Below are 21,204 nucleotides of genomic sequence, written 5' to 3' on the forward strand. Positions count from 1 at the left end.
CTCCTGGAAAGTGCCCACTTTGAAGTAAGGTACTGGCATGACGGTAAGTGACAACGAAGCCCTGTGCCCGTACCGGCTGGTCCTGGAACACGTGACCAGCCGCTGGGGCGTGCTCGTGCTGATCGAGCTCCTGGACCGCCCGTACCGGTTCAGCGAGCTGCGCCGGACGATCAGCGGATACGGCGGCCGGGGCGTCAGCGAGAAGATGCTCACGCAGACCCTCCAGACCCTGGAGCGGGACGGACTCGTCCACCGCGACGCCAAGCCCGTCATCCCGCCGCGCGTCGACTACTCCCTCACCGCTCTGGGCCGCGAGGCCGCCGAGCAGGTGCGGGCCCTGTCGCAGTGGACGCGCGACCGCATGGACGACGTGGTGAAGGCGCGGCAGACGTACGACGAGGCCCGGGCCGCCTCCTAGCGGTCCCGGGCCCCGTGGGCGTTACGGAAAGGTCAGCCCACGACCGTCCAGGTGTCGCCGCCCGCCAGCAGCGCGCCCAGGTCACCCTTGCCGTGCTGCTCGATCGCGGCGTCGAGCTGGTCGGCCATCTGCGTGTCGTAGACGGGCCGCTCGACCGAGCGCAGGACACCGATCGGGGTGTGGTGCAGGGTGTCCGGATCGGCGAGGCGGGACAGCGCGAACGCCGTGGTCGGGGACGGGGAGTGCGCGTCGTGGACGAGTACCCGGTCCTCGTTCTCCGGCGTCACCGCGACCACCCTCAGATCACCGGTCTGCGGATCCCGGACCACACCCTTCGCCTGGTCGGCCCCGAACCGGATCGGCTTGCCGTGCTCCAGGCGGATCACGGCCTCCTCGGCCCGTTGCTTGTCCTTCACGACGTCGAAGGCGCCGTCGTTGAAGATGTTGCAGTTCTGGTAGATCTCGATCAGCGCCGTGCCCTGGTGGGCGGAGGCCTGGCGCAGCACCTCCGTCAGGTGCTTGCGGTCCGAGTCCACCGTCCGCGCCACGAAGGACGCCTCCGCGCCGATCGCCAGCGACACCGGGTTGAACGGCGCGTCCAGCGAACCCATCGGCGTCGACTTCGTGATCTTCCCGACCTCGGAGGTCGGCGAGTACTGCCCCTTGGTCAGACCGTAGATCCGGTTGTTGAAAAGCAGGATCTTGAGATTGACGTTGCGGCGCAACGCGTGGATCAGATGGTTGCCGCCGATGGACAGCGCGTCTCCGTCACCGGTGACGACCCACACCGACAGATCCCGGCGGGAGCTCGCCAGGCCCGTGGCGATGGCCGGGGCGCGGCCGTGGATGGAGTGCATCCCGTAGGTGTTCATGTAGTACGGGAAGCGCGAGGAGCAGCCGATTCCCGAGACGAAGACGATGTTCTCCTTCGCCAGCCCCAGCTCCGGCATGAAGCCCTGCACCGCGGCGAGGATGGCGTAGTCGCCGCAGCCCGGGCACCAGCGCACTTCCTGGTCGGACTTGAAGTCCTTCATCGACTGCCTGCCCTCGGCCTTGGGGACGAGGGAAAGCGCCTCGACGGTGCCCGTGCCGTGCGTGGACGTCTCAGCCATCGATGGCCTCCTTCAGAGCCGCGGCGAGCTGCTCCGCCTTGAACGGCATGCCGTTGACCTGGGTGTACGAGTGGGCGTCGACCAGGTACCTCGCCCGGATGAGCGTGGCGAGCTGCCCGAGGTTCATCTCGGGGATCACCACCTTGTCGTAACGCTCCAGCACGGAACCCAGATTCCGCGGGAAGGGGTTGAGATGGCGCAGATGCGCCTGCGCGACGGACTCCCCGGCCCGGCGCAGCCGCCGCACCGCCGCCGTGATCGGCCCGTAGGTCGAGCCCCACCCAAGGACCAGTGTCTTCGCCCGGTAGGGGTCGTCCACCTCGATGTCCGGGACGTCGATGCCGTCGATCTTCGCCTGCCGGGTGCGCACCATGAAGTCGTGGTTGGCCGGGTCGTAGGAGATGTTGCCCGTGCCGTCCTGCTTCTCGATGCCGCCGATGCGGTGCTCCAGACCCGGCGTGCCCGGGATCGCCCACGGGCGGGCCAGCGTCTGCGGGTCCCGCTTGTACGGCCAGAACACCTCGGAGCCGTCGTCGAGCGTGTGGTTCGGCCCCTGGGCGAACTGCACCCGCAGGTCCGGCAGCTCCTCGACGTCCGGGATCCGCCAGGGCTCGGAGCCGTTGGCCAGGTAGCCGTCGGACAGCAGGAACACCGGCGTGCGGTACGTCAGCGCGATCCGCGCCGCCTCCAGCGCGGCGTCGAAGCAGTCCGCCGGGGTGCGCGGCGCGACCACCGGCACCGGAGCCTCGCCGTTGCGCCCGTACATCGCCTGCAGCAGGTCCGCCTGCTCGGTCTTGGTGGGCAGACCCGTCGACGGACCGCCGCGCTGGATGTCCACGATCAGCAGCGGCAGCTCCAGCGAGACCGCGAGACCGATCGTCTCCGACTTCAGCGCCACACCCGGACCGCTCGTCGTGGTCACGGCCAGCGAACCACCGAAGGCCGCGCCCAGCGCGGCCCCGATGCCGGCGATCTCGTCCTCCGCCTGGAAGGTCCGCACGCCGAAGTTCTTGTGTTTGCTCAGCTCGTGCAGGATGTCCGACGCCGGAGTGATCGGGTACGACCCCAGATACAGCGGCAGATCCGCCTGCCGGCTCGCCGCGACCAGCCCGTACGACAGGGCGAGGTTGCCGGAGATGTTGCGGTACACACCCGGCGGGAACGCCGTGGCCGCCGGGGCGACCTCGTAGGAGACGGCGAAGTCCTCCGTCGTCTCGCCGAAGTTCCAGCCGGCCCGGAACGCCGCGATGTTGGCCGCCGCGATGTCGGGCTTCTTCGCGAACTTCGACTTCAGGAACTTCTCCGTGCCCTCGGTGGGCCGGTGGTACATCCAGCTCAGCAGCCCCAGCGCGAACATGTTCTTGCTGCGCTCGGCCTCCTTGCGGCTGAGGTCGAACTCCTTCAGCGCCTCGACCGTGAGCGTGGTCAGCGGCACGGGGTGCAGGTGATAGCCGTCCAGCGACCCGTCCTCCAGCGGGGACGTCTCGTAGCCGACCTTCTGCATCGCCCGCTTGGTGAACTCGTCCGTGTTGACGATCACCTCGGCGCCACGCGGCAGGTCGCCGATGTTGGCCTTCAGCGCGGCCGGGTTCATCGCCACCAGCACGTTCGGAGCGTCACCGGGCGTCAGGATGTCGTGGTCGGCGAAGTGCAGCTGGAAGGACGACACACCCGGCAGGGTCCCGGCGGGCGCCCTGATCTCGGCCGGGAAGTTCGGCAGTGTCGACAGGTCGTTGCCGAACGACGCCGTCTCCGAGGTGAAACGGTCACCGGTGAGCTGCATACCGTCACCCGAGTCCCCCGCGAACCTGATGATCACCCGGTCGAGGCGACGCACGTCCTTCGCGCCCACCGCTTTGCGCTGCTCTCCCGCGACTGTTTCGTCGGCCTGCTCCGGGCTACTGACCTGGCTGGTCACTGAACTGGACCTCCCTCGAGGACGCTGTCCGGGACAGGCCTTCCCGCAGGCCTTCCCAGGATCAACCCTACGACCGCAAGGGTCGCGTTCTTCGGGTCATTCGCATCTTGGACACGACTTCGGTATGGCTATGCGTCCACCTTTGTCCGGGTTTCCGGGGTCAGGGATCGTGAACGTCAGGAGTTCAGATACGTCAGCACGGCCAGGACTCTGCGGTGGTCGCCCTCGCTCGGGGACAGCCCCAGCTTGAGGAAGATGTTGCTGACGTGCTTCTCGACCGCCCCGTCGCTGACCACGAGCTGCCGTGCGATCGCCGAGTTCGTCCGCCCCTCGGCCATCAGCCCGAGCACCTCACGCTCCCTCGGGGTGAGCCCCGCCAGCACGTCCTGCTTGCGGCTGCGGCCCAGCAGCTGCGCGACCACCTCCGGGTCGAGCGCCGTGCCGCCCTGCGCCACCCGGACCACCGCGTCCACGAACTCCCGCACCTCGGCGACCCGGTCCTTCAGCAGGTAACCGACACCCCGGCTGGACCCCGCGAGCAGCTCCGTGGCGTAGCGCTCCTCCACGTACTGCGACAGCACCAGCACCCCGAGGCCCGGGTGCGCCTTGCGCAGCTGCACCGCCGCCCGCACCCCCTCGTCGGTGTGCGTCGGCGGCATCCGCACGTCCGCCACGACCACGTCCGGCAGCTCGCCCTGCGCGTCGAACTCCGTGATGGTCTTGATCAGTGCCTCGCCGTCACCCACACCGGCGACGACGTCGTGCCCGCGGTCGGTCAGCAGCCGGGTCAGGCCCTCCCTGAGCAGCACTGAATCCTCGGCGATGACCACCCGCACCCTGTCCTCCACGATGTCCGGCCCCCACAAGCCCATGCCGCCCGTCCACAGCCCACAACGGCTGCGCGCCCACCCGTTCGACAGGTCCAGCATTTCAGGGTCGGGGGGTGGTTGGGGGCAGGAGCGCTTTCTTACCCGAGGGAATCGAGAGGGGGCCCTGCTTCCTGTCGAACCGTGTCGGCTGGTGGGTGCGCGAAGGCCGGGGGCCAGGGGGCGGCGCCCCCTGGCGGTGACACCGGCGCAGGGGGGCGGAGCCTCCTTGCGGGGGCACCGGGGCGGAGCCCGGCATCACACCCCGGCCCGGAGGTCACCGCACATGAGCTCCCCGCCACGGCAGCTCCGCCGTCACCCGCGTCGGCCCACCCGCCGGCGAGTCCACCACCAGGATCCCGTCCACTGCCTCGAGCCGGTCCACCAGCCCCGCCAGCCCGGACCCCCGGGACGCGTCGGCCCCGCCCACGCCGTTGTCCACGACCTGCAGCATCAGCCGGTTCTCCGCCCGCCACACCTCCACAGCGGCCCAGGTGGCCCGCGCGTGCTTGCTGATGTTCTGCAGCAGCTCCGACACCGTGAAGTACGCGATCCCCTCGATCGCCGGCGCCGGCCGCTCCGCCAGGTCGACCTCGACCTGCACCGGCACCGTGCAGCGCGAGGCGACCGCCGACAGGGCCGCGTCCAGGCCCCGGTCGGTCAGGACCGCAGGGTGGATACCGCGTGCCAGGTCCCGCAGCTCCTGCAGCGCCGTCTTCACCTCGCCGTGCGCCTCGTCCACCATCTGCGCGGCCGCCCGCGGGTCCTCCTGGAGCTTCTCCTTCGCCAGCCCGAGATCCATGGCCAGCGCCACCAGCCGGGCCTGCGCCCCATCGTGCAGATCCCGCTCGATACGCCGCAGATCGGCCGCCGCGGTGTCGACCACCACTCCCCGGTCCGACTCCAGCTCCACCACCCGCGAGGCCAGCCGCGAAGGCCCGAGCAGCCCGTGCACCAACAGCCGGTCCACCGTCGTCAGCGCCCGCACGAGCCACGGCGCGGCGATCGTGAACAGCAACCCCACCAGCGCGGTCACCGTGATCTCGAAGGGGTTGTCAAGGTGGATCCGGTGCGTCTCGTCGGCGTACAGCTGGAGCCCGTCCGAGCCGGCGTCCATCGGGACCGCCCAGAACCACAGCGGGTACGTCAGCAGCCCCCACCCCAGCACCCACACCTGCAAGGCGACGACGAACGAGAACACCGCCCAGGGCAGGTGCACCACCGCGTACAGCAGGGCCCGCCACGAGACGCCGCTCTTGAGGACGGCCCCCATCCACGCCATCGCACCCGGCTTGGCCATCCGCAGCGGCTCCGGCTCGCCCACCTCCAGGCCCAGCAGCGCCCGCGCCCGCGCCCGCTCCAGCGCCCCGAGGCCCCGGCACCCGGCGAGCGCCGCCGCCAGCACCGGTACGCCGAGGAACGTGACCAGCAGGCCCGCCCCCAGCGACACCATCGTGACCGCGTAGGTGAACATCAGGATGCCGACCGGCAGGCTGAGCAGCACATGAGCGAACTCGCGCCAGGTGCGGCCCTCCACCGGCGCCCGCAGCGCGGCCGGCAACCGGTGCCGTCGTTCGGTGCTCCCGGGGGACCCTGACCCACTGCCGAACCCGTACCCCTGTCCGTACTCCGTGGCCATCGACGCCGTCCTTGTCCTCGTCCCGAGCTGCGCTCTTGTACCTCCACCCTGCTCCGCCGCAGGTCGGCGGACCATGGAGTCCGTCGGCGTCCTGAACGGGGGGTTTTCCCTACCCCAGGGCCGCGGACCGGTCACGCCACGGCAGTTCCGCCGTGACCGTCGTCGGGCCGCCCTCGGGCGACTCCAGGACGAACAGCCCGTCGACGGCGTCCAGCCGCTCCGCCAGGCCCTTCATCCCCGTACCGCCGTCGAGGCTCGCGCCGCCACCCCCGTCGTCCCACACCTGAATGAGCAGCCGGGTCTCGGTCCGCCACACATCCACCGAGGCCGACTTCGCCCCGCTGTGCTTGCTGACGTTCTGCAGCAGCTCCGACACGGTGAAGTAGGCGATGCCCTCGATGGCCGCGGCCGGCCGCTCCGGCAGATCGACCGTCACCTTCACCGGGACCGTGCAGCGCGAGGCAACCGAGGACAGGGCCGCGTCCAGACCGCGGTCGGTCAGGACCGCCGGGTGGATGCCGCGTGCCAGGTCCCGCAGCTCCTGCAGCGCCAGCTTCACCTCGCCGTGCGCCTCCTCGACCATCGCCGCCGCCGCGTCCGGATCCTCCAGCACCTTCTCCTTCGCCAGGCCGAGCCCCATCGCCAGATTGACCAGCCGGGCCTGTGCCCCGTCGTGCAGATCCCGTTCGATGCGCCGCAGATCGGCCGCGGCCGTGTCCACCACGACCCCCCGGTCCGACTCCAGCTCGGCGATCCGCCGCTCCAGCTCGTCGGAGGGCGACAGCAGCGCCCGCACCATGGCCCGGTCGGCGTTGGTCAGCCCCCGCGCGATGAAGGGCAGCACCGGCCACAGCACGAACAGCGAGACCAACGTGACGCCGAAGGTGAGCACGCCCCAGGGCAGCCGGATGAACTCGTACAGGATTGTGCGCCATCCCACCGGGTCCTTCAACTGCAGCCACAACCGATGGAAGAGGCCGCCCTCGCCGCGCAGCCGCAGTCGCAGCCGGCTCGGCTCCTCGATCCGCACCCCGAGCAGCACCCGGGCCCGCGCCCGCTCCAGCCTGCCCAGCACCCGCGCGCCCATGAGTCCGGCCGCGAGCAGCGGGAACCCGACCACCGTGACGGTCATCCCGAAACCGACGGACAGCATCGTCACGACATAGGTGAAGCCGAACAGCGCGACCGGAAGGTTCGACAGCAGGTGCGCGATCTCTTTCCAGGTGTGCCGGTCATAGGCGAGCCGGGCCGGCGGCGGACGGTCGTCCGGTCCGGCGCCTGGCCGGGCCGCCGTCGTGCTCGGGGACGGGATGTGTGGGGTCATAGGCGTTAGCGTGCCCGGCGGCGGACGGCCGCGCCATGAGGTGGACCGCCAGGATGCACTGAGGAAAACCCCACCCCTGTGGGCCCCGGGGTGACGGGCTGCTTACCCTGCCCTTATCAGGGCCTAGACTCCCGTGCGTACAGATCGTCGAACGGCGGCATCCCCCGGAGCCGCGGCATCGTCGAAGGATCCAGGTCCGAATTCTGAGGGAGCGAGGGACGGACGTGCCGGAACCGACCGTCGTCACCACGACCGTCGTCGCGGCGGACTACTTCCAGTCCTACTCGGTCGTCGGCCTGCTCGCCGTGATCGGTGTGCTGTTCGTCGCCGTCGCCTTCGGGGCCGGCCGCCTGCTGCGGCCCGTGGTCCCCACTCCCGAGAAGCTCCTGACGTACGAGTGCGGCGTCGACCCGGTCGGCGAGGGCTGGGCCCACACCCAGGTCCGCTACTACGTCTACGCCTTCCTCTACGTGATCTTCGCCGTCGACTCGATCTTCCTGTTCCCCTGGGCGACCGTCTTCGCCGCCCCCGGCTACGGCGCGACGACCCTGGCCGAGATGTTCATCTTCCTCGGCTTCCTGGCGGTCGGCCTGCTCTACGCCTACAAGAAGGGCGTCCTGGCATGGACGTGAACCCCTCGGTGTCCGAGCCTGTTTCGCTGCCCGAGCCCAAGCGGCTGGGCGCCCTGGCCCGCCTCGCCCCCGAGCCGATGAAGGTCGTCCTCAACTGGGGCCGCCGCTATTCGCTCTGGGTCTTCAACTTCGGCCTCGCCTGCTGCGCGATCGAGTTCATCGCCGCGTCGATGGCCCGCCACGACTTCATCCGCCTCGGCGTCATCCCCTTCGCCCCGGGCCCCCGCCAGGCCGACCTGATGGTCGTCTCCGGCACGGTCACGGACAAGATGGCCCCCGCCGTGAAGCGCCTCTACGAGCAGATGCCGGAACCGAAGTACGTCATCTCCTTCGGCGCGTGCAGCAACTGCGGCGGCCCCTACTGGGACTCGTACTCCGTCACCAAGGGCGTCGACCAGATCATCCCCGTCGACGTCTACGTCCCCGGCTGCCCGCCCCGCCCCGAGGCACTGCTCCAGGGCATCCTCAAGCTCCAGGAGAAGATCGCCCGCGAGTCGCTGGGGGAGCGGTACGGCAGCGCTGCCGCTCGTCCCTCGGCCGCGGCCCTGCAGAGCGGACTGGTGCGGCCGCCCGCTCCGGAGACGACCCCGGGGGAGGGGCGATGACCGCCGTCGGCTGGCTGCCCGCCACCGCCGAGGAGCTCTTCGGCCAGGACGCCACGGCCGAGGAGTCCTACGAGGTCCTGACGGTCGACGTCCCCCCGGCAGCCTGGATCACCGCCCTGGAGACCGCCCGCGACCGGCTCGGCTGCACCTACTTCGACTGGCTGAGCGCCGTCGACGAACCGGGCACGGGCTTCCGCGTCACGGCCCACATCGCCGCGCTTACTCCCGTACGACGCCTCCTGCTGCGTACGACGGTCCCGCACGAGGCCCCCACCCTGCCCTCGGCGGTCGGCGTCTACGCGGGCGCCGCCTGGCACGAGCGCGAGACGTACGAGATGTTCGGCGTCACCTTCGAAGGCCACCCGGCACTGGACCACCTCCTCCTCCCCGAGAACTTCGAAGGCCACCCCCTGCGCAAGGACTTCGTCCTGGCCGCCCGCGTCGCCAAGGCATGGCCCGGAGCGAAGGAGCCGGGCGAGTCGGAACACGGCGGCCCCAAGCGCCGCCAGATGCTCCCACCCGGCGTCCCCGACCCCAATGAATGGGGCCCCCTCAAGGGTCAGCTCCCGCCGGCTCCCCCCCGAGGCGCAGGCCGCGCGGCCGGCGAACGCCCGGCCCGAGGCGCCGCCCGCCCAGCCGGAGAACGCCCCGTACGACGCACTCGCTCGGTGTCGGAAGGGTCGGCGAGCCAGTCCGCCGCGGCCGCGCAGACTCCGGCCGCCGGGGCGGAGGCTTCGGCTGCCGGGGCGGAGGTTTCGGCTGCCGGTGGGCGGGGCCAGGGCGCTGGTGCAGCGCGTTCGGAGGCACCTCCGCGTCGGGCGCGTACGGCCGCTGAGGGCTCGGCCGGCCAGTCGGCGCCCGACGAGTCGGCTGCCCGGCCTTCCTCGCAACCGCGGCGAAACCGCTCGGCGACGCAGGGATCGGCGAGTCAGCAGCCCGACCGGCCGACGTCGACACCCGACCCCGCATCCCCGACGCCCGACCCCGCAGCCCCGGCGCCCGACCCCGCATCGTCGAGCTCCCCGCGCAGCTCGGACGCCCCCTGGCACCACGCCCGTCCCGCCTTCGACGAACCGGCCCCCGAACCGTCTCCCGAGGCAGCGCAGTTGCCTGCGCCGGAGTCTGCAGGCGGTCCGCAGCCCTCCGGGCCGCCGGACTCCCCTCAGACCAGCGACACCCCGGGCCCGGCGACCCAGCCGACCCCCTCTGACGACACCGCGAAGCGCACGGACGGCCCGGACAACCCGGACAGCCCGGAGAACCGCGAACACCACGCAAACCCCGGAAAGCCCGAGCAGTCCAAGAACCCCGAGAACCCCGAGAACGCCGAGAAGCCCGAGGATTCCGCAGGAGGCCCGCAGTGAACGACGTGCTCGACGTCGCCCTGCGACTCCTGGTCGTATTCGTCGTCTTCCTCACCTTCCCCCTGATCGTCGGCCAGACCGAACACAAGGTCATGGCCCACATGCAGGGCCGCCTCGGCCCCATGTACGCCGGCGGCTTCCACGGCTGGGCCCAGCTGATCGCCGACGGCGTGAAGTTCGCGCAGAAGGAGGACGTCGTCCCCGCGGGCGCCGACCGCCGCATCTTCCAACTGGCCCCTGCCGTCGCCCTCCTGCCCTACCTCCTCGTCCTGCTGGCCATCCCCATCGGCCCGGGCGAGGGGGCCGTCGGTCAGGTCATCGACGCGGGCGTCTTCTTCGTCCTGGCCGTCATGGGCGTCGGCGTCCTCGGCTCGCTCATGGCCGGCTGGGCGTCCGCGAACAAGTTCTCCCTCCTCGGCGGCCTGCGCACCGCTGCCCAACTCCTCGCCTACGAACTGCCGATGCTCCTGACCGCCGCCTCGGTGGCGATGGCGGCCGGTACCGTCTCCCTCCCCGGCATCCTCGACGCCTTCGAGTGGTGGTGGCTGCCGTGGCAGATCGTCGGCGCGATCGTGTTCTTCGTGGCCGGCCTCGCCGAACTCCAGCGGCCGCCCTTCGACATGCCCGTCGCCGACTCGGAGATCATCTTCGGTGCCTACACCGAGTACACCGGCCTCCGTTTCGCTCTCTTCCTCCTCGCCGAGTACGCCGGAATCGTCGTCCTGTGCGGCCTGACCACCGTCCTCTTCCTGGGCGGCTGGCACGGCCCCTGGGGCGCCGACGGCCTCGGCTGGGTCTGGACCCTGCTGAAGACCGCCGTCCTCGCCTTCCTCGTGATCTGGCTGCGGGTCACCTACCCGCGTCTGCGCGAGGACCAGCTTCAGAAGCTCGCCTGGACCCTCCTCGTCCCCCTCTCCCTCGCCCAGATCGCCCTCACCGGCATCGTCAAGGTGGTGATCCAGTAACCATGGCTGCGTCTCCCCCGCCCTCCCGGCCCCGCATCCCCGGCAGTGGCCTCGCCAAGGGCCTGGCCGTCACCCTCCGCACGATGACGAAGAAGTCCGTCACCGCGCAGTACCCCGATGCCCAGCCCGACCTCCCGCCCCGCACCCGCGGTGTGATCGGCCTGTTCGAGGAGAACTGCACGGTCTGCATGCTCTGCGCCCGCGAGTGCCCGGACTGGTGTATCTACATCGACTCCCACAAGGAGACGGTCCCGCCGGCGGCCCCGGGCGGCCGCGAGCGCAGCCGCAACGTCCTCGACCGCTTCGCCATCGACTTCTCCCTGTGCATGTACTGCGGTATCTGCATCGAGGTCTGTCCTTTCGACGCCCTGTTCTGGTCCCCGGAGTTCGAGTACGCCGAGACCGACATCCGCGACCTCACCCACGAGCGCGACAAGCTCCGCGAGTGGATGTGGACCGTCCCGGCCCCGCCGGCCCTCGACCCCGGCGCGGAGGAACCGAAGGAACTCGGCGCCGCCCGCAAGGCCGCCGACAAACTGGCCGCCCAGCAGGCCCCGCCGGCCGCCGAACCCCACGCCGACGAGCAGGCCCGCGCCGCCGAACAGCCCACCCGGCCCCAGGGCGACTCCAAGCAGCAGACCGACCAGCCGAAGCCGCGGCAGGAGGGTTCGGAATGACCCTCACCGCAACCACCGCCCTCCTTGCGACCGGCCCGACCTCCGGGGCCGCCGCGGAAACGCACGGCTTCCTCTCTCCGACCGGCGTCGAGATCGCCTTCCTCCTCGTCGGCCTGGTGACCTTCGGCGCAGCCCTCGTCACCGTCACCACCAGGCAGCTGGTGCACGCCGCCCTGTGGCTGGTGGTCACCCTCGGCGGCCTCGCCGTCGAGTACCTCCTGCTCACCGCCGAGTTCATCGCCTGGGTGCAGGTCCTCATCTATGTCGGTTCCGTCGTCGTCCTCCTCCTGTTCGGTCTGATGCTCACCAGAGCCCCCATCGGCCGCTCCCCGGACGCCGACTCCGGCAACCGCTGGGCCGCCCTCGCCGTGGCCGTCGCCGCTGCCGCCGCCCTGGTCTGGGTCGTCGTCGATGCCTTCCGCACGACCTGGATCGACCTGGACGGTCCCGCCGCCGGCTCCACCGAGGCCACCGGCGCGAGTCTCTTCCAGAACTGGGTGCTCCCCTTCGAGGCCCTCTCCGTCCTCCTCCTCGCCGCCCTGGTCGGCGCCATCGTCCTGTCCCGCAAGGCGAAGGCGGAGTCGAGCTCTCCCCCTGTGAACGCCCCGGGCACCACGAAGAGTTCCCGGACCGTTACGGAGAGTTCGGAAAGTTCCGAGCAGGAAGGTGCCCGCTGATGCACCTCGCCTATCCCGCCGTCCTCTCCGTCCTCCTTTTCTGCACCGGCCTGTACGGCGTCCTCGCCCGCCGCAACGCGATCCTGGTCCTGATGTCGGTCGAGCTCATGCTCAACGCCGTCAACCTCAACCTGGTCGCCTTCGACGTCTGGCTCAGCAGGGCCGCCGAGGAGACCCTGCACTCCGGTCAGGCCCTGACCTTGTTCACCATCGCCATCGCCGCCGCCGAGATCGGCATCGGGCTGGCCATCGTCCTCGCCGTCCACCGCAACCGCGGCACCTCGGACGTCGACAAGCTCCGCGACACCTCCGAACGGCACGACCCCGACGACCCCGACCACGACGCCCACCCGGCCGAGCAGTCCGACGAGGCCCAGAAGGCTGAGGCCACCGCGTGACCACGACCACCCTCGCCGCCCTCGTCCCCCTCCTTCCGTTCCTCGGTGCCGCCGCCGGTCTGCTGCTCGGCCGCACGGCACCCGGCTTCGTCCGTCCCCTCGCCGTCCTGCCGACGCTCACCTCCCTGGTGCTCGCCGCGCTGGTCGCCGGACGCCAGGGCGGCGGAGCGGCCGTCGACTCGGCGACGGAACTCACCCCCACCGGCTCGGTCCCCATCGAGCTCGCCCTGCACATCGACGGCTTCGCCGCCCTCGTCGCCGTCCTGGTCGGCCTGGTCGCCTCCTGCGTGCAGATCTACTCGACGGGCTACCTGCGCGAGGACCCGCGCTACCCCTCCTACGCCGCCCTCGTCTCGCTGTTCACCTCCGCGATGTTCCTGGTCGTCTACTCCGGCGACCTGATCGTGCTGCTGGTCGGCTGGGAGGTCATGGGCATCTGCTCCTACTTCCTCGTCGGCCACTACTGGGAGACCCCCGAGGCCCGCGCCGCCTCCCTCAAGGCATTCCTGGTCACCAAGCTCGGCGACGTCCCCTTCCTCATCGGCCTGTTCGCCCTGGCCACCGACGCGGGCTCGTTCCGCATCACCCGCATTCTCGGCACCGTCGCGAGCGGCGGACTCGACCATCCGACGCTGATCGCCCTGCTGCTCCTCGCGGGCGTGGCGGGCAAGTCGGCGCAGTTCCCGCTGCACACCTGGCTCCCCGACGCGATGGCGGGCCCGACCCCCGTCTCCGCCCTGATCCACGCCGCGACGATGGTCGCCGCCGGTGTCTACTTCATCGCCCGTCTCCTCCCGGTCTTCGAGGCATCCCAGGCCGCGATGGTCGTCCTCGCCGTCATGGCCGCCGTCACGATGACCGGCTCGGCGCTGGCCGCACTCGCCCAGGACGACGTCAAGCGCGTCCTCGCCTACTCGACGATCGGCCAGCTCGGCTACATGACCGGCGCCCTCGCCGTCGGCGACCGCGGTGCCGCCGTCTTCCACCTCCTGTCCCACGGTGCCTTCAAGGCGCTGCTGTTCCTCGCGGCCGGCGTGATCATCCACGCCGCCGGCACCAACTCGCTCGCCGCCATGTCCCGTATGCGGAACCTGCGCGACCGCATCCCCGACGCCTACTGGACGATGACCGTGGCGCTGCTCGCGCTCGCCGCGATCCCGCCCTTCAGCGGCTTCTTCTCCAAGGAGGCCGTGCTCGGCGTCGCCGAGCACGTCGTCACCGGGCACACCGAGCACGCCCCCGCCGCCGCGGGCTGGCTCGTCCTCGTCGCAGGTCTGCTCACGGCCGTGCTCACCGCCGCCTACGCGACGCGCCTGTGGCTGCTGGCCTTCCGGGGCCGGGGCGTCGAAGCCCCCGACCACGGCCGGCAGCCGCTGACGATGACCGTCGTGCTGTGGGTGCTGGCCATCCCCTCCCTGGCCCTCGGCGGGTTTACGTTCCGCCTGCTGCCCGACTGGTTCGACGGCCGCGACCTCGGCCCGACCCTGACCACCTCCGTCCTCGGCACGGGCTTGGCCCTCGTCGGCGGCATCGTCACCTACGCCGCCTGGCGCCACACCACCGCCCTCGCGGCCCGTGTCCCGCTGGGCGCCGTCGCGGCCCACCCCGAGGGCGACGCCGCCCAGGTCGAGGCCGAAGCCATCGCCACCCACAAGCCGGCCTACGGCGACATCGCCTACGCCCCGGACCCCGCCGACCCGGGCCGGCTGCTGCTCGGTCCGCTGCACCGCCACGCGGCCGCCGGATTCCACCTGGACGCCGTGTACACGGCCCTCTTCGTCCGTCCGGTCCAGGCCGGGGCGCGCCTCGTCAGCTTCCTCGACCGCGAGGTCGTCGAAACCTATGTCCGCGGTGCGGGTGCGCTGCCCCGCTGGCTCGGCGCCGCCGTACGGCGTGCCCAGACCGGCAACGTCCAGACCTATGTGAGCGCGCTGCTCGCCGGCACCGTCGTCCTCGCGGTCGCCGCCGTCCTCGTCGCCACGGGAGCGTGAGCAGGCGTGATCGATATCAACGAGTCCGTGATGCAGTTCCTTCTGGCGTTCGTCGTCGTCGGCCCGCTCCTGGGCGCCGTCGCGGCTCTCCTGCCCGCCCCGCCCGGACTGAAGGGGAAGTCACCCGAGCAGGCCGTGCTCCGGCACGGCGTGACCGTGACCGGCGTGATCCTCATCGCCGCGATCGTCCTCGCGCTCGGCTTCGACCACGACCATCCCTCGAGGATGCAGGCCACGACGGACATCAGCTGGATCCCCGCACTCGACGTGCGCATCCACCTCGGCATCGACGGCATCTCCCTCCCCCTGCTGGTCCTGACCGCGCTCCTGACCTTCCTCTGCGCGCTCTACTCGTACTTCAAGCAGCAGCATCAGCGGATGACGCCGCGGGCCGAAGGCCCGAACCCGAAGGCCTTCGTCGCCCTGCTGCTCGTCCTCGAAGCCGGCACGCTCGCGACCTTCGCCGTCCTCGACCTGGTGCTGTTCTTCCTCGCCTTCGAGACGGTCCTCATCCCGATGTACTTCCTCATTGCCCGCTGGGGCGGCGAGGGACGAAGCCAGGCCGCCTGGCGCTTCATCCTCTACACCCTGCTCGGGTCCGTGGTCATGCTGCTCGGCCTGCTCCTGATCGGAATCAAGGCGGGCACGTTCGACATGGTGGCACTCGCCACTGACAACGGCCGGTCGCTGAGCACATCCGTGCAGCTCATCGCCGTTCTGGCGATCGGGATCGGGCTCGCGGTGAAGACGCCGATGTGGCCGCTGCACAGCTGGCTGCCCGACGCCCACACCGCCGCGCCCACCGTCGGCTCGGTCCTCCTCGCCGGCGTACTGCTGAAGATGGGTACGTACGGGTTCGTCCGGATCCTGCTCCCCATCGCGCCCGACGGGTTCCGCACCTTCGCGCCCTACCTCGCCGCCCTGGCCGTCGTCGGGATCATCTACGGATCACTGGCCTGCCTGGCCCTCGCAAAGCAGGGCGCGAAGGGCGACCTCAAGCGCCTCATCGCCTACTCCTCCGTCGGCCACATGGGATTCGTCCTGCTGGGCATCGCCACGATGACCCCCACCGGCGTGAACGGCGCCCTGTTCGCCAACATCGCCCACGGCCTCATCACCGGCCTGCTCTTCTTCCTGGTCGGCGCACTGAAGGACCGCACCGGCACCACCGACCTCGACACCCTCGCCGAGGAGACCGGGGCCGCTCTCTACGGCAAGGCACCGCGCCTCGGCGGCCTGCTCGCCTTCGCCGCCGTCGCCTCGCTCGGTCTGCCGGGCCTGGCCGGATTCTGGGGCGAGATGCTGGCCCTGTTCGGCGCCTTCCAGCCCGCCGCCGGCCTCAGCCGCCCGGCCTTCCTCACCTTCATGGCGATCGGCGCGTTCGGCACGCTGCTGACGGCCGCGTACCTGCTGATCGTGGTCCGCCGCGTCTGCATGGGCGCCCTGCCCCAGGACGCCCCGACGCTCCCCGACGTCCGTTCCTACGAGTTCGCGGCATGGACCCCACTCGTGGCCCTCACCGTCGTCGCGGGCCTGTGGCCCAAAGCCCTCCTCGGCCTGAGCGACCCGGCCGTACAGCAGCTCCTCGCAGGAGGCACCCGATGAGCTCCCCGGCCCAGACCCTGGCGGCGTCGCTGGTCCAGTCCGTCGACTGGCTCGCGATCGCCCCGCCCACCATCGCGGCGATCGTCGCACTCGGCGTCCTGGTGGCCGACCTGTTCGTCGCCGAACAGCGCAAGGCCCTGCTCGGCTGGGCATCCGTGACGGGGCTGGCCGCTGCCACGCTGATGCTGCTGCCCCTCCTGGACGGCGACCGCAGCACCTTCTGCCTGACCGGCGACGCCACCGTGTGCAGCTACACCGCCGACCGCTTCACACTGGTCATCCAGTTGCTGGTCCTCGGTGGCGCCCTCCTCGCCGCCCTCCTGTCGGTCACAGCCCTGAAGGACGCCCGCAAGAACCTCCCCGAAGGCGAGTACTGGTTCCTCCTGCTGTCCTCAGCGGCCGGCGCCGCCCTCCTGCCCGCCTCCCGCGACCTCGCAACCCTGATCGTCGCCCTTGAGGTCGCCTCCCTGCCCGCGTTCGCACTGGTCGGCCTCAAGTACGGCGACCGGAAGTCCTCCGAGGCGGCCCTGAAATTCTTCCTGTCCTCGGTCACCGCGACCGCGGTCAGCCTGATGGGCATCAGCTTCGTCTACGCCACCACCGGCACCCTCTACCTCACCCAGGTCGCCGACCGCATCGCACACGTCGACGGGCAGTTCCACACCCTCGCCCAGACCGGCGTCGTCCTCACCCTCGTCGGCTTCGCCTTCAAGACGGCCGCCGTGCCGTTCCACTTCTGGGTGCCCGACACCTACGTGGGGGCACCCCTGCCGATCGCGGCCTACCTGTCGGTCATCGGCAAGGCGGTCGGCTTCAGCGGTCTCATCCTCGTCACGGTCGTGGCCCTCCCGTCGTACGCCGACGTATGGGGCCCGGCCCTGGCGGCCCTGGCCGCGCTCACCATGACCGTGGGCAACGCCGGAGCGCTGCGCCAGCAGGCCACGCGCGCGTACAGCGCGGTACGCCTGCTCGCCTGGTCCTCCGTCGGCCAGGCCGGCTACCTCCTGGTGCCGATCGCCGCCGCCGCGTACTCCGGGGACGCCGAGAAGTCGATCGGCTCCACCGTCGCCTACGCCCTGATGTACGGCGCCGTGAACCTCGGCGCCTTCGCGGTGGCCGCGCTCGTAGGCCGCACGAAGGTCCTCAACCGAATCGCCGACTACCGCGGCCTGTACGCCTCCAGCCCGCTGTCCGCGCTGCTCCTGGCGTTCTTCCTGCTCTGCCTCGCAGGACTGCCGCCGGGCATCATCGGGCTTTTCGCCAAGGTCACCGTCTTCTCGGCGGCCGTCGACGCCGGCCTCGGCTGGCTGGCCGTGGTCATGGCCGTCAACGTCGTCATCGCGCTGTACTACTACCTCCAGTGGACGGCCCTGCTGTTCCGCGCCCCCGAGGGCGAACCCGAGAAGCATCGTGTCCCCGGACCGGTCACCGCCGCGATCGCCCTGACCGGCGCCCTCGGCATCGCCCTGTCCGGCGCACCCCAGCTGGTCCTGCGCTTCACCGACACCGGGCTCTTCTGAACCTCGTTCCCTGTACAGCGGCCCCACCGGCAAGACGGCCGCTTACACCGCGCGCGTGCGGGGCACTCGCCCCCACGCGCGCGTGCCGCTTGCCGGCACCGTCACCCGGACGGTCCACAGTCGCTGCCGCACGCACCAGGGAACTTGCGCCTCACGCCTGGCGTTGACCAGTACGGGAGGGTCCACTGGACGTGAGAACGCGGCACCAGTGGCACCGCAGATTCAGCAAGCGAGGGTCCCCCTGCCGCACGACTTGGAGGGCGTACCGTGCACCGCCGGCACAACGGGCTCAGGACAGCGATACTCCTGGGAGGACTGTCCGCACTCATCATCGTCATCGGCAGCTTCTTCGGCCGCATGGGGCTCGTCATCGCCGTCCTGGTAGCGCTGGCCACCAACGCGTACGCGTACTGGAACAGCGACAAACTGGCCCTGCGTGCGATGCGCGCCCGCCCGGTGAGCGAGTTCGAGGCTCCGGCGCTCTACCGGATGGTCCGTGAGCTCTCCACTCAGGCCCGCCAGCCCATGCCGCGCCTGTACATCTCCCCGACGGAGGCACCCAACGCCTTCGCCACGGGCCGCAATCCACGCAACGCCGCGGTGTGCTGCACCGACGGCATCCTGCGTCTGCTGGACGAGCGCGAGCTGCGCGGCGTCATCGGCCACGAGCTCAGCCACGTCTACAACCGCGACATCCTCATCTCGTCGGTCGCCGGCGCCCTCGCCTCCGTCATCATGTTCCTGGTCAACTTCGCCTGGCTGATCCCCGTCGGACGCTCGGACGACGACGACGGCCCCGGCCTGCTCGGCATGCTGCTGATCATGCTCCTCGGCCCCCTCGCCGCCTCGCTCATCCAACTGGCCATCAGCCGTTCACGGGAATACCAGGCGGACGCCTCCGGCGCTCAACTCACCGGCGACCCGCTCGCCCTGGCCAGCGCCCTGCGCAAGCTCGAACTCGGCACGAAGCAACTCCCGCTGCCGCCCGAGCCGCGCATCGAGACCGCCAGTCACATGATGATCGCGAACCCGTTCCGGCCCGGTCAGGGCCTCTCGAAGATGTTCTCCACGCACCCGCCGATGGCGGAACGCATCGCCCGGCTCGAGAAGATGGCAGGTGGGAACCAGTGAGGACCATACTCAACGTCATATGGCTCGTCCTGAGCGGCTTCTGGTTGTTCCTCGCCTACATGCTCGCGGGCCTGCTGCTCTGCATCACCGTCATCGGCATCCCGTTCGGCATCGCGGCCTTCCGCATCGGCGTCTACGCCCTGTGGCCCTTCGGGTACACGACGGTCGAGCGCCGTGACGCGGGCGCCCCGTCCTGCGTGGGCAACGTGCTGTGGCTGGTGCTCGCGGGCTGGTGGCTCGCCCTGGGCCACATCGCCACCGGTATCGCCCTGTGCGTCACGATCATCGGTATCCCGCTGGGCGTCGCCAACTTCAAACTCATCCCGGTCTCCTTGCTCCCGCTCGGCCGCGACATCGTGCGGACGAACGAGCCGTTCGCGGTGCGCTGACGCCGGAGGCGCCGGCCCTCCGTTGTCCACAGGCCCGGGGTTGTCCACAGGCCCGCCCGACCGTCAGCGGCGGCCTGCATGATGAATTCATGACCCCGATCGAGCAGTTGCCGACCCGAGTGACGACCGACGGTCGTGGAGGCCGGTCCTACCGTTCCCCCGCCCCGGTCCCTGCCTGCCTCCGTCGCCGCAGCGCGTACACAACCACTCCCACGACCAGCACCCCCGCGCCCACGACCGCCGACACCCCCGGCAGCGAGAACGCCAGCACCACACACCCGGCCAGTCCCACCGCCGGCACCACCCTTGCCGAAGGCGCCGAAGACAGGGTCCAGGCCGACGCGTTGGCCACGGCGTAGTACGCCAGCACACCGAAGGAGGAGAACCCGATCGCGCCCCGGACGTCCACCGTGGCGGCCAGGACCGCGACCACCGCACCCACGGCCAGCTCCGCCCGGTGCGGCACCTGGAACCGCGGATGCACGGAGGCAAGCGCCCTCGGCAGGTACCGGTCCCGTGCCATCGCAAGCGTCGTCCGCGACACCCCCAGGATCAGTGCCAGCAGCGAACCCAGTGAGGCCACGGCGGCACCGACCCGCACCACCGGCACGAGCCCGGGCGCCCCGGCCGCCCGTACCGCATCGGCCAGTGGCGCCGTCGTGGCCCCGAGACCACCCGGCCCCAGTACCGAAAGGACAGCCACCGCGACACACAGGTAGACCACCAGGGCGATGCCCAGCGCCAGCGGGATCGCGCGCGGAATAGTGCGCGCAGGATCCCGCACCTCCTCGCCGAGGGTCGCGATCCGGGCGTACCCCGCGAAGGCGAAGAACAGCAGACCGGCCGCCTGCAGCACGCCGTCCGCCCCACCCGAGGCCCCGATGTCCAGCCGCCCTGCCTCGGCCTCACCGGATGCCAGACACACGACCACCACACAGGAAAGGACCGACACCACGAGAGCCACGATCACCCGCGTGAGCCAGGCGGATTTCTGGACGCCGCCGTAGTTCACCGCGGTCAGCGCCACCACGGCCGCGACGGCCACCGCGTGCGCCTGTTCCGGCCAGACGTACGTGCCCACCGTGAGGGCCATCGCCGCACAGGAGGCCGTCTTCCCGACGACGAAGGACCAGCCCGCCAGATACCCCCAGAACTCCCCGAGCCGCTCCCGCCCGTACACATACGTACCGCCCGAGGCCGGATACAGGGCGGCGAGGCGAGCCGACGACATGGCGTTGCAGTACGCGACCACAGCGGCGACGGCCAGCCCGAGGAGCAGCCCGGAGCCGGCGGCGTGCGCGGCCGGCGCGAGCGCGGCGAAGATCCCCGCTCCCACCATCGAGCCGAGTCCGATGACGACGGCATCGCCCACGCCGAGGGTGCGGCGCAGTTCAGGGCCCGTGGCTGTCATGCGTCGCACCCTACTGATCAGTGCAACCGACGGGCGTGGCCGGAGCGTCCTCCCCACCAAGACGGCGTGAACGTGCGGGGCGAGGAGGCCGCGCGCGGGACGCCCGACGTACGACGCACAGGCCCCTGCCTGCCGAAAGCAGGATCACACGGCCGGGACCGTGCGGGCACAGCGTGAAAGGGCAGGTTCACGGCATGACCATCATCAGCTGGATCATCCTGGGACTGTTGGCCGGCGCCATCGCGAAGTTCCTGCTGCCGGGGCGCGACCCGGGCGGTCTCATCGGCACGACCCTGATCGGCATCGCGGGCGCGTTCATCGGTGGCTGGATCTCGGCCCGCTGGATGGACCACCCGATCACCAAGGACTTCTACGACGGTGCGACCTGGGCCGCGGCGATCGGCGGATCGCTCGTCCTCCTGATCGCCTACCGCCTCCTGTTCGGCAACTCGCGCGACTGACGGACCCGCCGAGGTGCCGCCGACGCGAGCCGGCAGACGAGAAGGGTGGGCACCGGCGGTGCCCACCCTTCTGATGCCCGTGCGAACGCGGGGCCGGAGGA

General features: G+C 70.8%; 20 protein-coding genes. 14 read left to right on the forward strand and 6 right to left on the reverse strand.

Annotated features, from left to right (window positions below; all coding sequences use genetic code 11):
* Positions 1 to 37: 37 nt before the first annotated feature.
* Positions 38 to 418, forward strand: coding sequence for a winged helix-turn-helix transcriptional regulator (locus tag AB0B29_RS05505; protein ID WP_362234367.1), 381 nt, complete (start codon positions 38 to 40; stop codon positions 416 to 418).
* A gap of 32 nt (positions 419 to 450) precedes the next feature.
* Here the strand turns inward: AB0B29_RS05505 and AB0B29_RS05510 are convergent, their stop codons facing one another.
* The 5 genes from AB0B29_RS05510 to AB0B29_RS05530 form a co-directional block, all read right to left on the reverse strand.
* Positions 451 to 1,530, reverse strand: coding sequence for a 2-oxoacid:ferredoxin oxidoreductase subunit beta (locus AB0B29_RS05510; protein ID WP_362234369.1), 1,080 nt, complete (start codon positions 1,528 to 1,530; stop codon positions 451 to 453).
* Positions 1,523 to 3,448 carry a 2-oxoacid:acceptor oxidoreductase subunit alpha gene (locus tag AB0B29_RS05515; RefSeq protein WP_362234372.1) on the reverse strand — a complete coding sequence of 642 codons (1,926 nt, stop codon included), beginning with the start codon at positions 3,446 to 3,448 and terminating at the stop codon, positions 1,523 to 1,525. Before AB0B29_RS05515 ends, AB0B29_RS05510 begins: the two co-directional genes overlap by 8 nt.
* A gap of 176 nt (positions 3,449 to 3,624) precedes the next feature.
* The gene (locus tag AB0B29_RS05520) at positions 3,625 to 4,320 is read right to left on the reverse strand and encodes a response regulator transcription factor (protein WP_362234375.1); all 696 of its coding nucleotides are present in this window, start codon (positions 4,318 to 4,320) and stop codon (positions 3,625 to 3,627) included.
* A 271-nt stretch (positions 4,321 to 4,591) separates the two neighbouring features.
* Positions 4,592 to 5,953: a sensor histidine kinase gene (locus AB0B29_RS05525; RefSeq protein ID WP_362234378.1), complete on the reverse strand. Its 1,362-nt coding sequence runs from the start codon at positions 5,951 to 5,953 to the stop codon at positions 4,592 to 4,594.
* A gap of 109 nt (positions 5,954 to 6,062) precedes the next feature.
* Positions 6,063 to 7,277: a sensor histidine kinase gene (locus tag AB0B29_RS05530; protein WP_362234381.1), complete on the reverse strand. Its 1,215-nt coding sequence runs from the start codon at positions 7,275 to 7,277 to the stop codon at positions 6,063 to 6,065.
* 224 nt (positions 7,278 to 7,501) lie between these two features.
* On the opposite strand from AB0B29_RS05530, the gene AB0B29_RS05535 reads away from it, so the two are divergent.
* The 12 genes from AB0B29_RS05535 (at position 7,502) to AB0B29_RS05590 (ending at position 19,231) form a co-directional block, all read left to right on the forward strand.
* Positions 7,502 to 7,909 (forward strand): NADH-quinone oxidoreductase subunit A, encoded by a 408-nt coding sequence (locus AB0B29_RS05535; RefSeq protein WP_104785621.1) that lies wholly within the window; start codon positions 7,502 to 7,504, stop codon positions 7,907 to 7,909.
* Positions 7,900 to 8,514 carry an NADH-quinone oxidoreductase subunit B gene (locus AB0B29_RS05540; protein WP_362234383.1) on the forward strand — a complete coding sequence of 205 codons (615 nt, stop codon included), beginning with the start codon at positions 7,900 to 7,902 and terminating at the stop codon, positions 8,512 to 8,514. Before AB0B29_RS05535 ends, AB0B29_RS05540 begins: the two co-directional genes overlap by 10 nt.
* Positions 8,511 to 9,878, forward strand: a complete 1,368-nt coding sequence (locus AB0B29_RS05545; RefSeq protein WP_362234386.1) for an NADH-quinone oxidoreductase subunit C — start codon at positions 8,511 to 8,513, stop codon at positions 9,876 to 9,878. The genes AB0B29_RS05540 and AB0B29_RS05545 overlap by 4 nt, the downstream gene beginning before the upstream one ends.
* On the forward strand, positions 9,875 to 10,843 hold the full coding sequence (locus AB0B29_RS05550; protein ID WP_362234389.1) for a complex I subunit 1/NuoH family protein: 969 nt from the start codon (positions 9,875 to 9,877) through the stop codon (positions 10,841 to 10,843). Before AB0B29_RS05545 ends, AB0B29_RS05550 begins: the two co-directional genes overlap by 4 nt.
* Before the next feature lie 2 nt (positions 10,844 to 10,845).
* On the forward strand, positions 10,846 to 11,520 hold the full coding sequence (locus AB0B29_RS05555; protein WP_362234391.1) for a NuoI/complex I 23 kDa subunit family protein: 675 nt from the start codon (positions 10,846 to 10,848) through the stop codon (positions 11,518 to 11,520).
* A complete protein-coding gene (locus AB0B29_RS05560) occupies positions 11,517 to 12,197 on the forward strand; it encodes an NADH-quinone oxidoreductase subunit J family protein (protein ID WP_362234394.1) in 681 nt (226 codons plus the stop codon). Before AB0B29_RS05555 ends, AB0B29_RS05560 begins: the two co-directional genes overlap by 4 nt.
* Positions 12,197 to 12,595: an NADH-quinone oxidoreductase subunit NuoK gene (nuoK, locus tag AB0B29_RS05565; protein ID WP_362234396.1), complete on the forward strand. Its 399-nt coding sequence runs from the start codon at positions 12,197 to 12,199 to the stop codon at positions 12,593 to 12,595. Before AB0B29_RS05560 ends, nuoK begins: the two co-directional genes overlap by 1 nt.
* Entirely contained in the window at positions 12,592 to 14,586 is a 1,995-nt protein-coding gene (locus tag AB0B29_RS05570; protein WP_362234399.1) for an NADH-quinone oxidoreductase subunit 5 family protein, read from the forward strand. Before nuoK ends, AB0B29_RS05570 begins: the two co-directional genes overlap by 4 nt.
* A gap of 6 nt (positions 14,587 to 14,592) precedes the next feature.
* Positions 14,593 to 16,191, forward strand: coding sequence for a complex I subunit 4 family protein (locus AB0B29_RS05575; RefSeq protein ID WP_362234402.1), 1,599 nt, complete (start codon positions 14,593 to 14,595; stop codon positions 16,189 to 16,191).
* Complete coding sequence (locus AB0B29_RS05580; protein ID WP_362234404.1) at positions 16,188 to 17,711, forward strand: NADH-quinone oxidoreductase subunit N; 1,524 nt, start codon at positions 16,188 to 16,190, stop codon at positions 17,709 to 17,711. Before AB0B29_RS05575 ends, AB0B29_RS05580 begins: the two co-directional genes overlap by 4 nt.
* Before the next feature lie 267 nt (positions 17,712 to 17,978).
* Positions 17,979 to 18,842, forward strand: coding sequence for a zinc metalloprotease HtpX (htpX, locus tag AB0B29_RS05585; RefSeq protein WP_362234407.1), 864 nt, complete (start codon positions 17,979 to 17,981; stop codon positions 18,840 to 18,842).
* Positions 18,839 to 19,231, forward strand: a complete 393-nt coding sequence (locus AB0B29_RS05590) for a YccF domain-containing protein (protein ID WP_362234410.1) — start codon at positions 18,839 to 18,841, stop codon at positions 19,229 to 19,231. The genes htpX and AB0B29_RS05590 overlap by 4 nt, the downstream gene beginning before the upstream one ends.
* 148 nt (positions 19,232 to 19,379) lie before the next feature.
* On the opposite strand, the gene AB0B29_RS05595 is transcribed toward AB0B29_RS05590, so the two are convergent.
* Complete coding sequence (locus AB0B29_RS05595) at positions 19,380 to 20,642, reverse strand: APC family permease (protein WP_362234412.1); 1,263 nt, start codon at positions 20,640 to 20,642, stop codon at positions 19,380 to 19,382.
* Between the two features lie 194 nt (positions 20,643 to 20,836).
* Between AB0B29_RS05595 and AB0B29_RS05600 the strand changes: the two genes are divergently transcribed.
* On the forward strand, positions 20,837 to 21,103 hold the full coding sequence (locus AB0B29_RS05600; protein ID WP_010049225.1) for a GlsB/YeaQ/YmgE family stress response membrane protein: 267 nt from the start codon (positions 20,837 to 20,839) through the stop codon (positions 21,101 to 21,103).
* Positions 21,104 to 21,204: the final 101 nt, after the last annotated feature.

Origin of the sequence: Streptomyces tibetensis (assembly GCF_040647715.1) — a bacterium.
Lineage (GTDB): Bacteria > Actinomycetota > Actinomycetes > Streptomycetales > Streptomycetaceae > Streptomyces > Streptomyces tibetensis_A.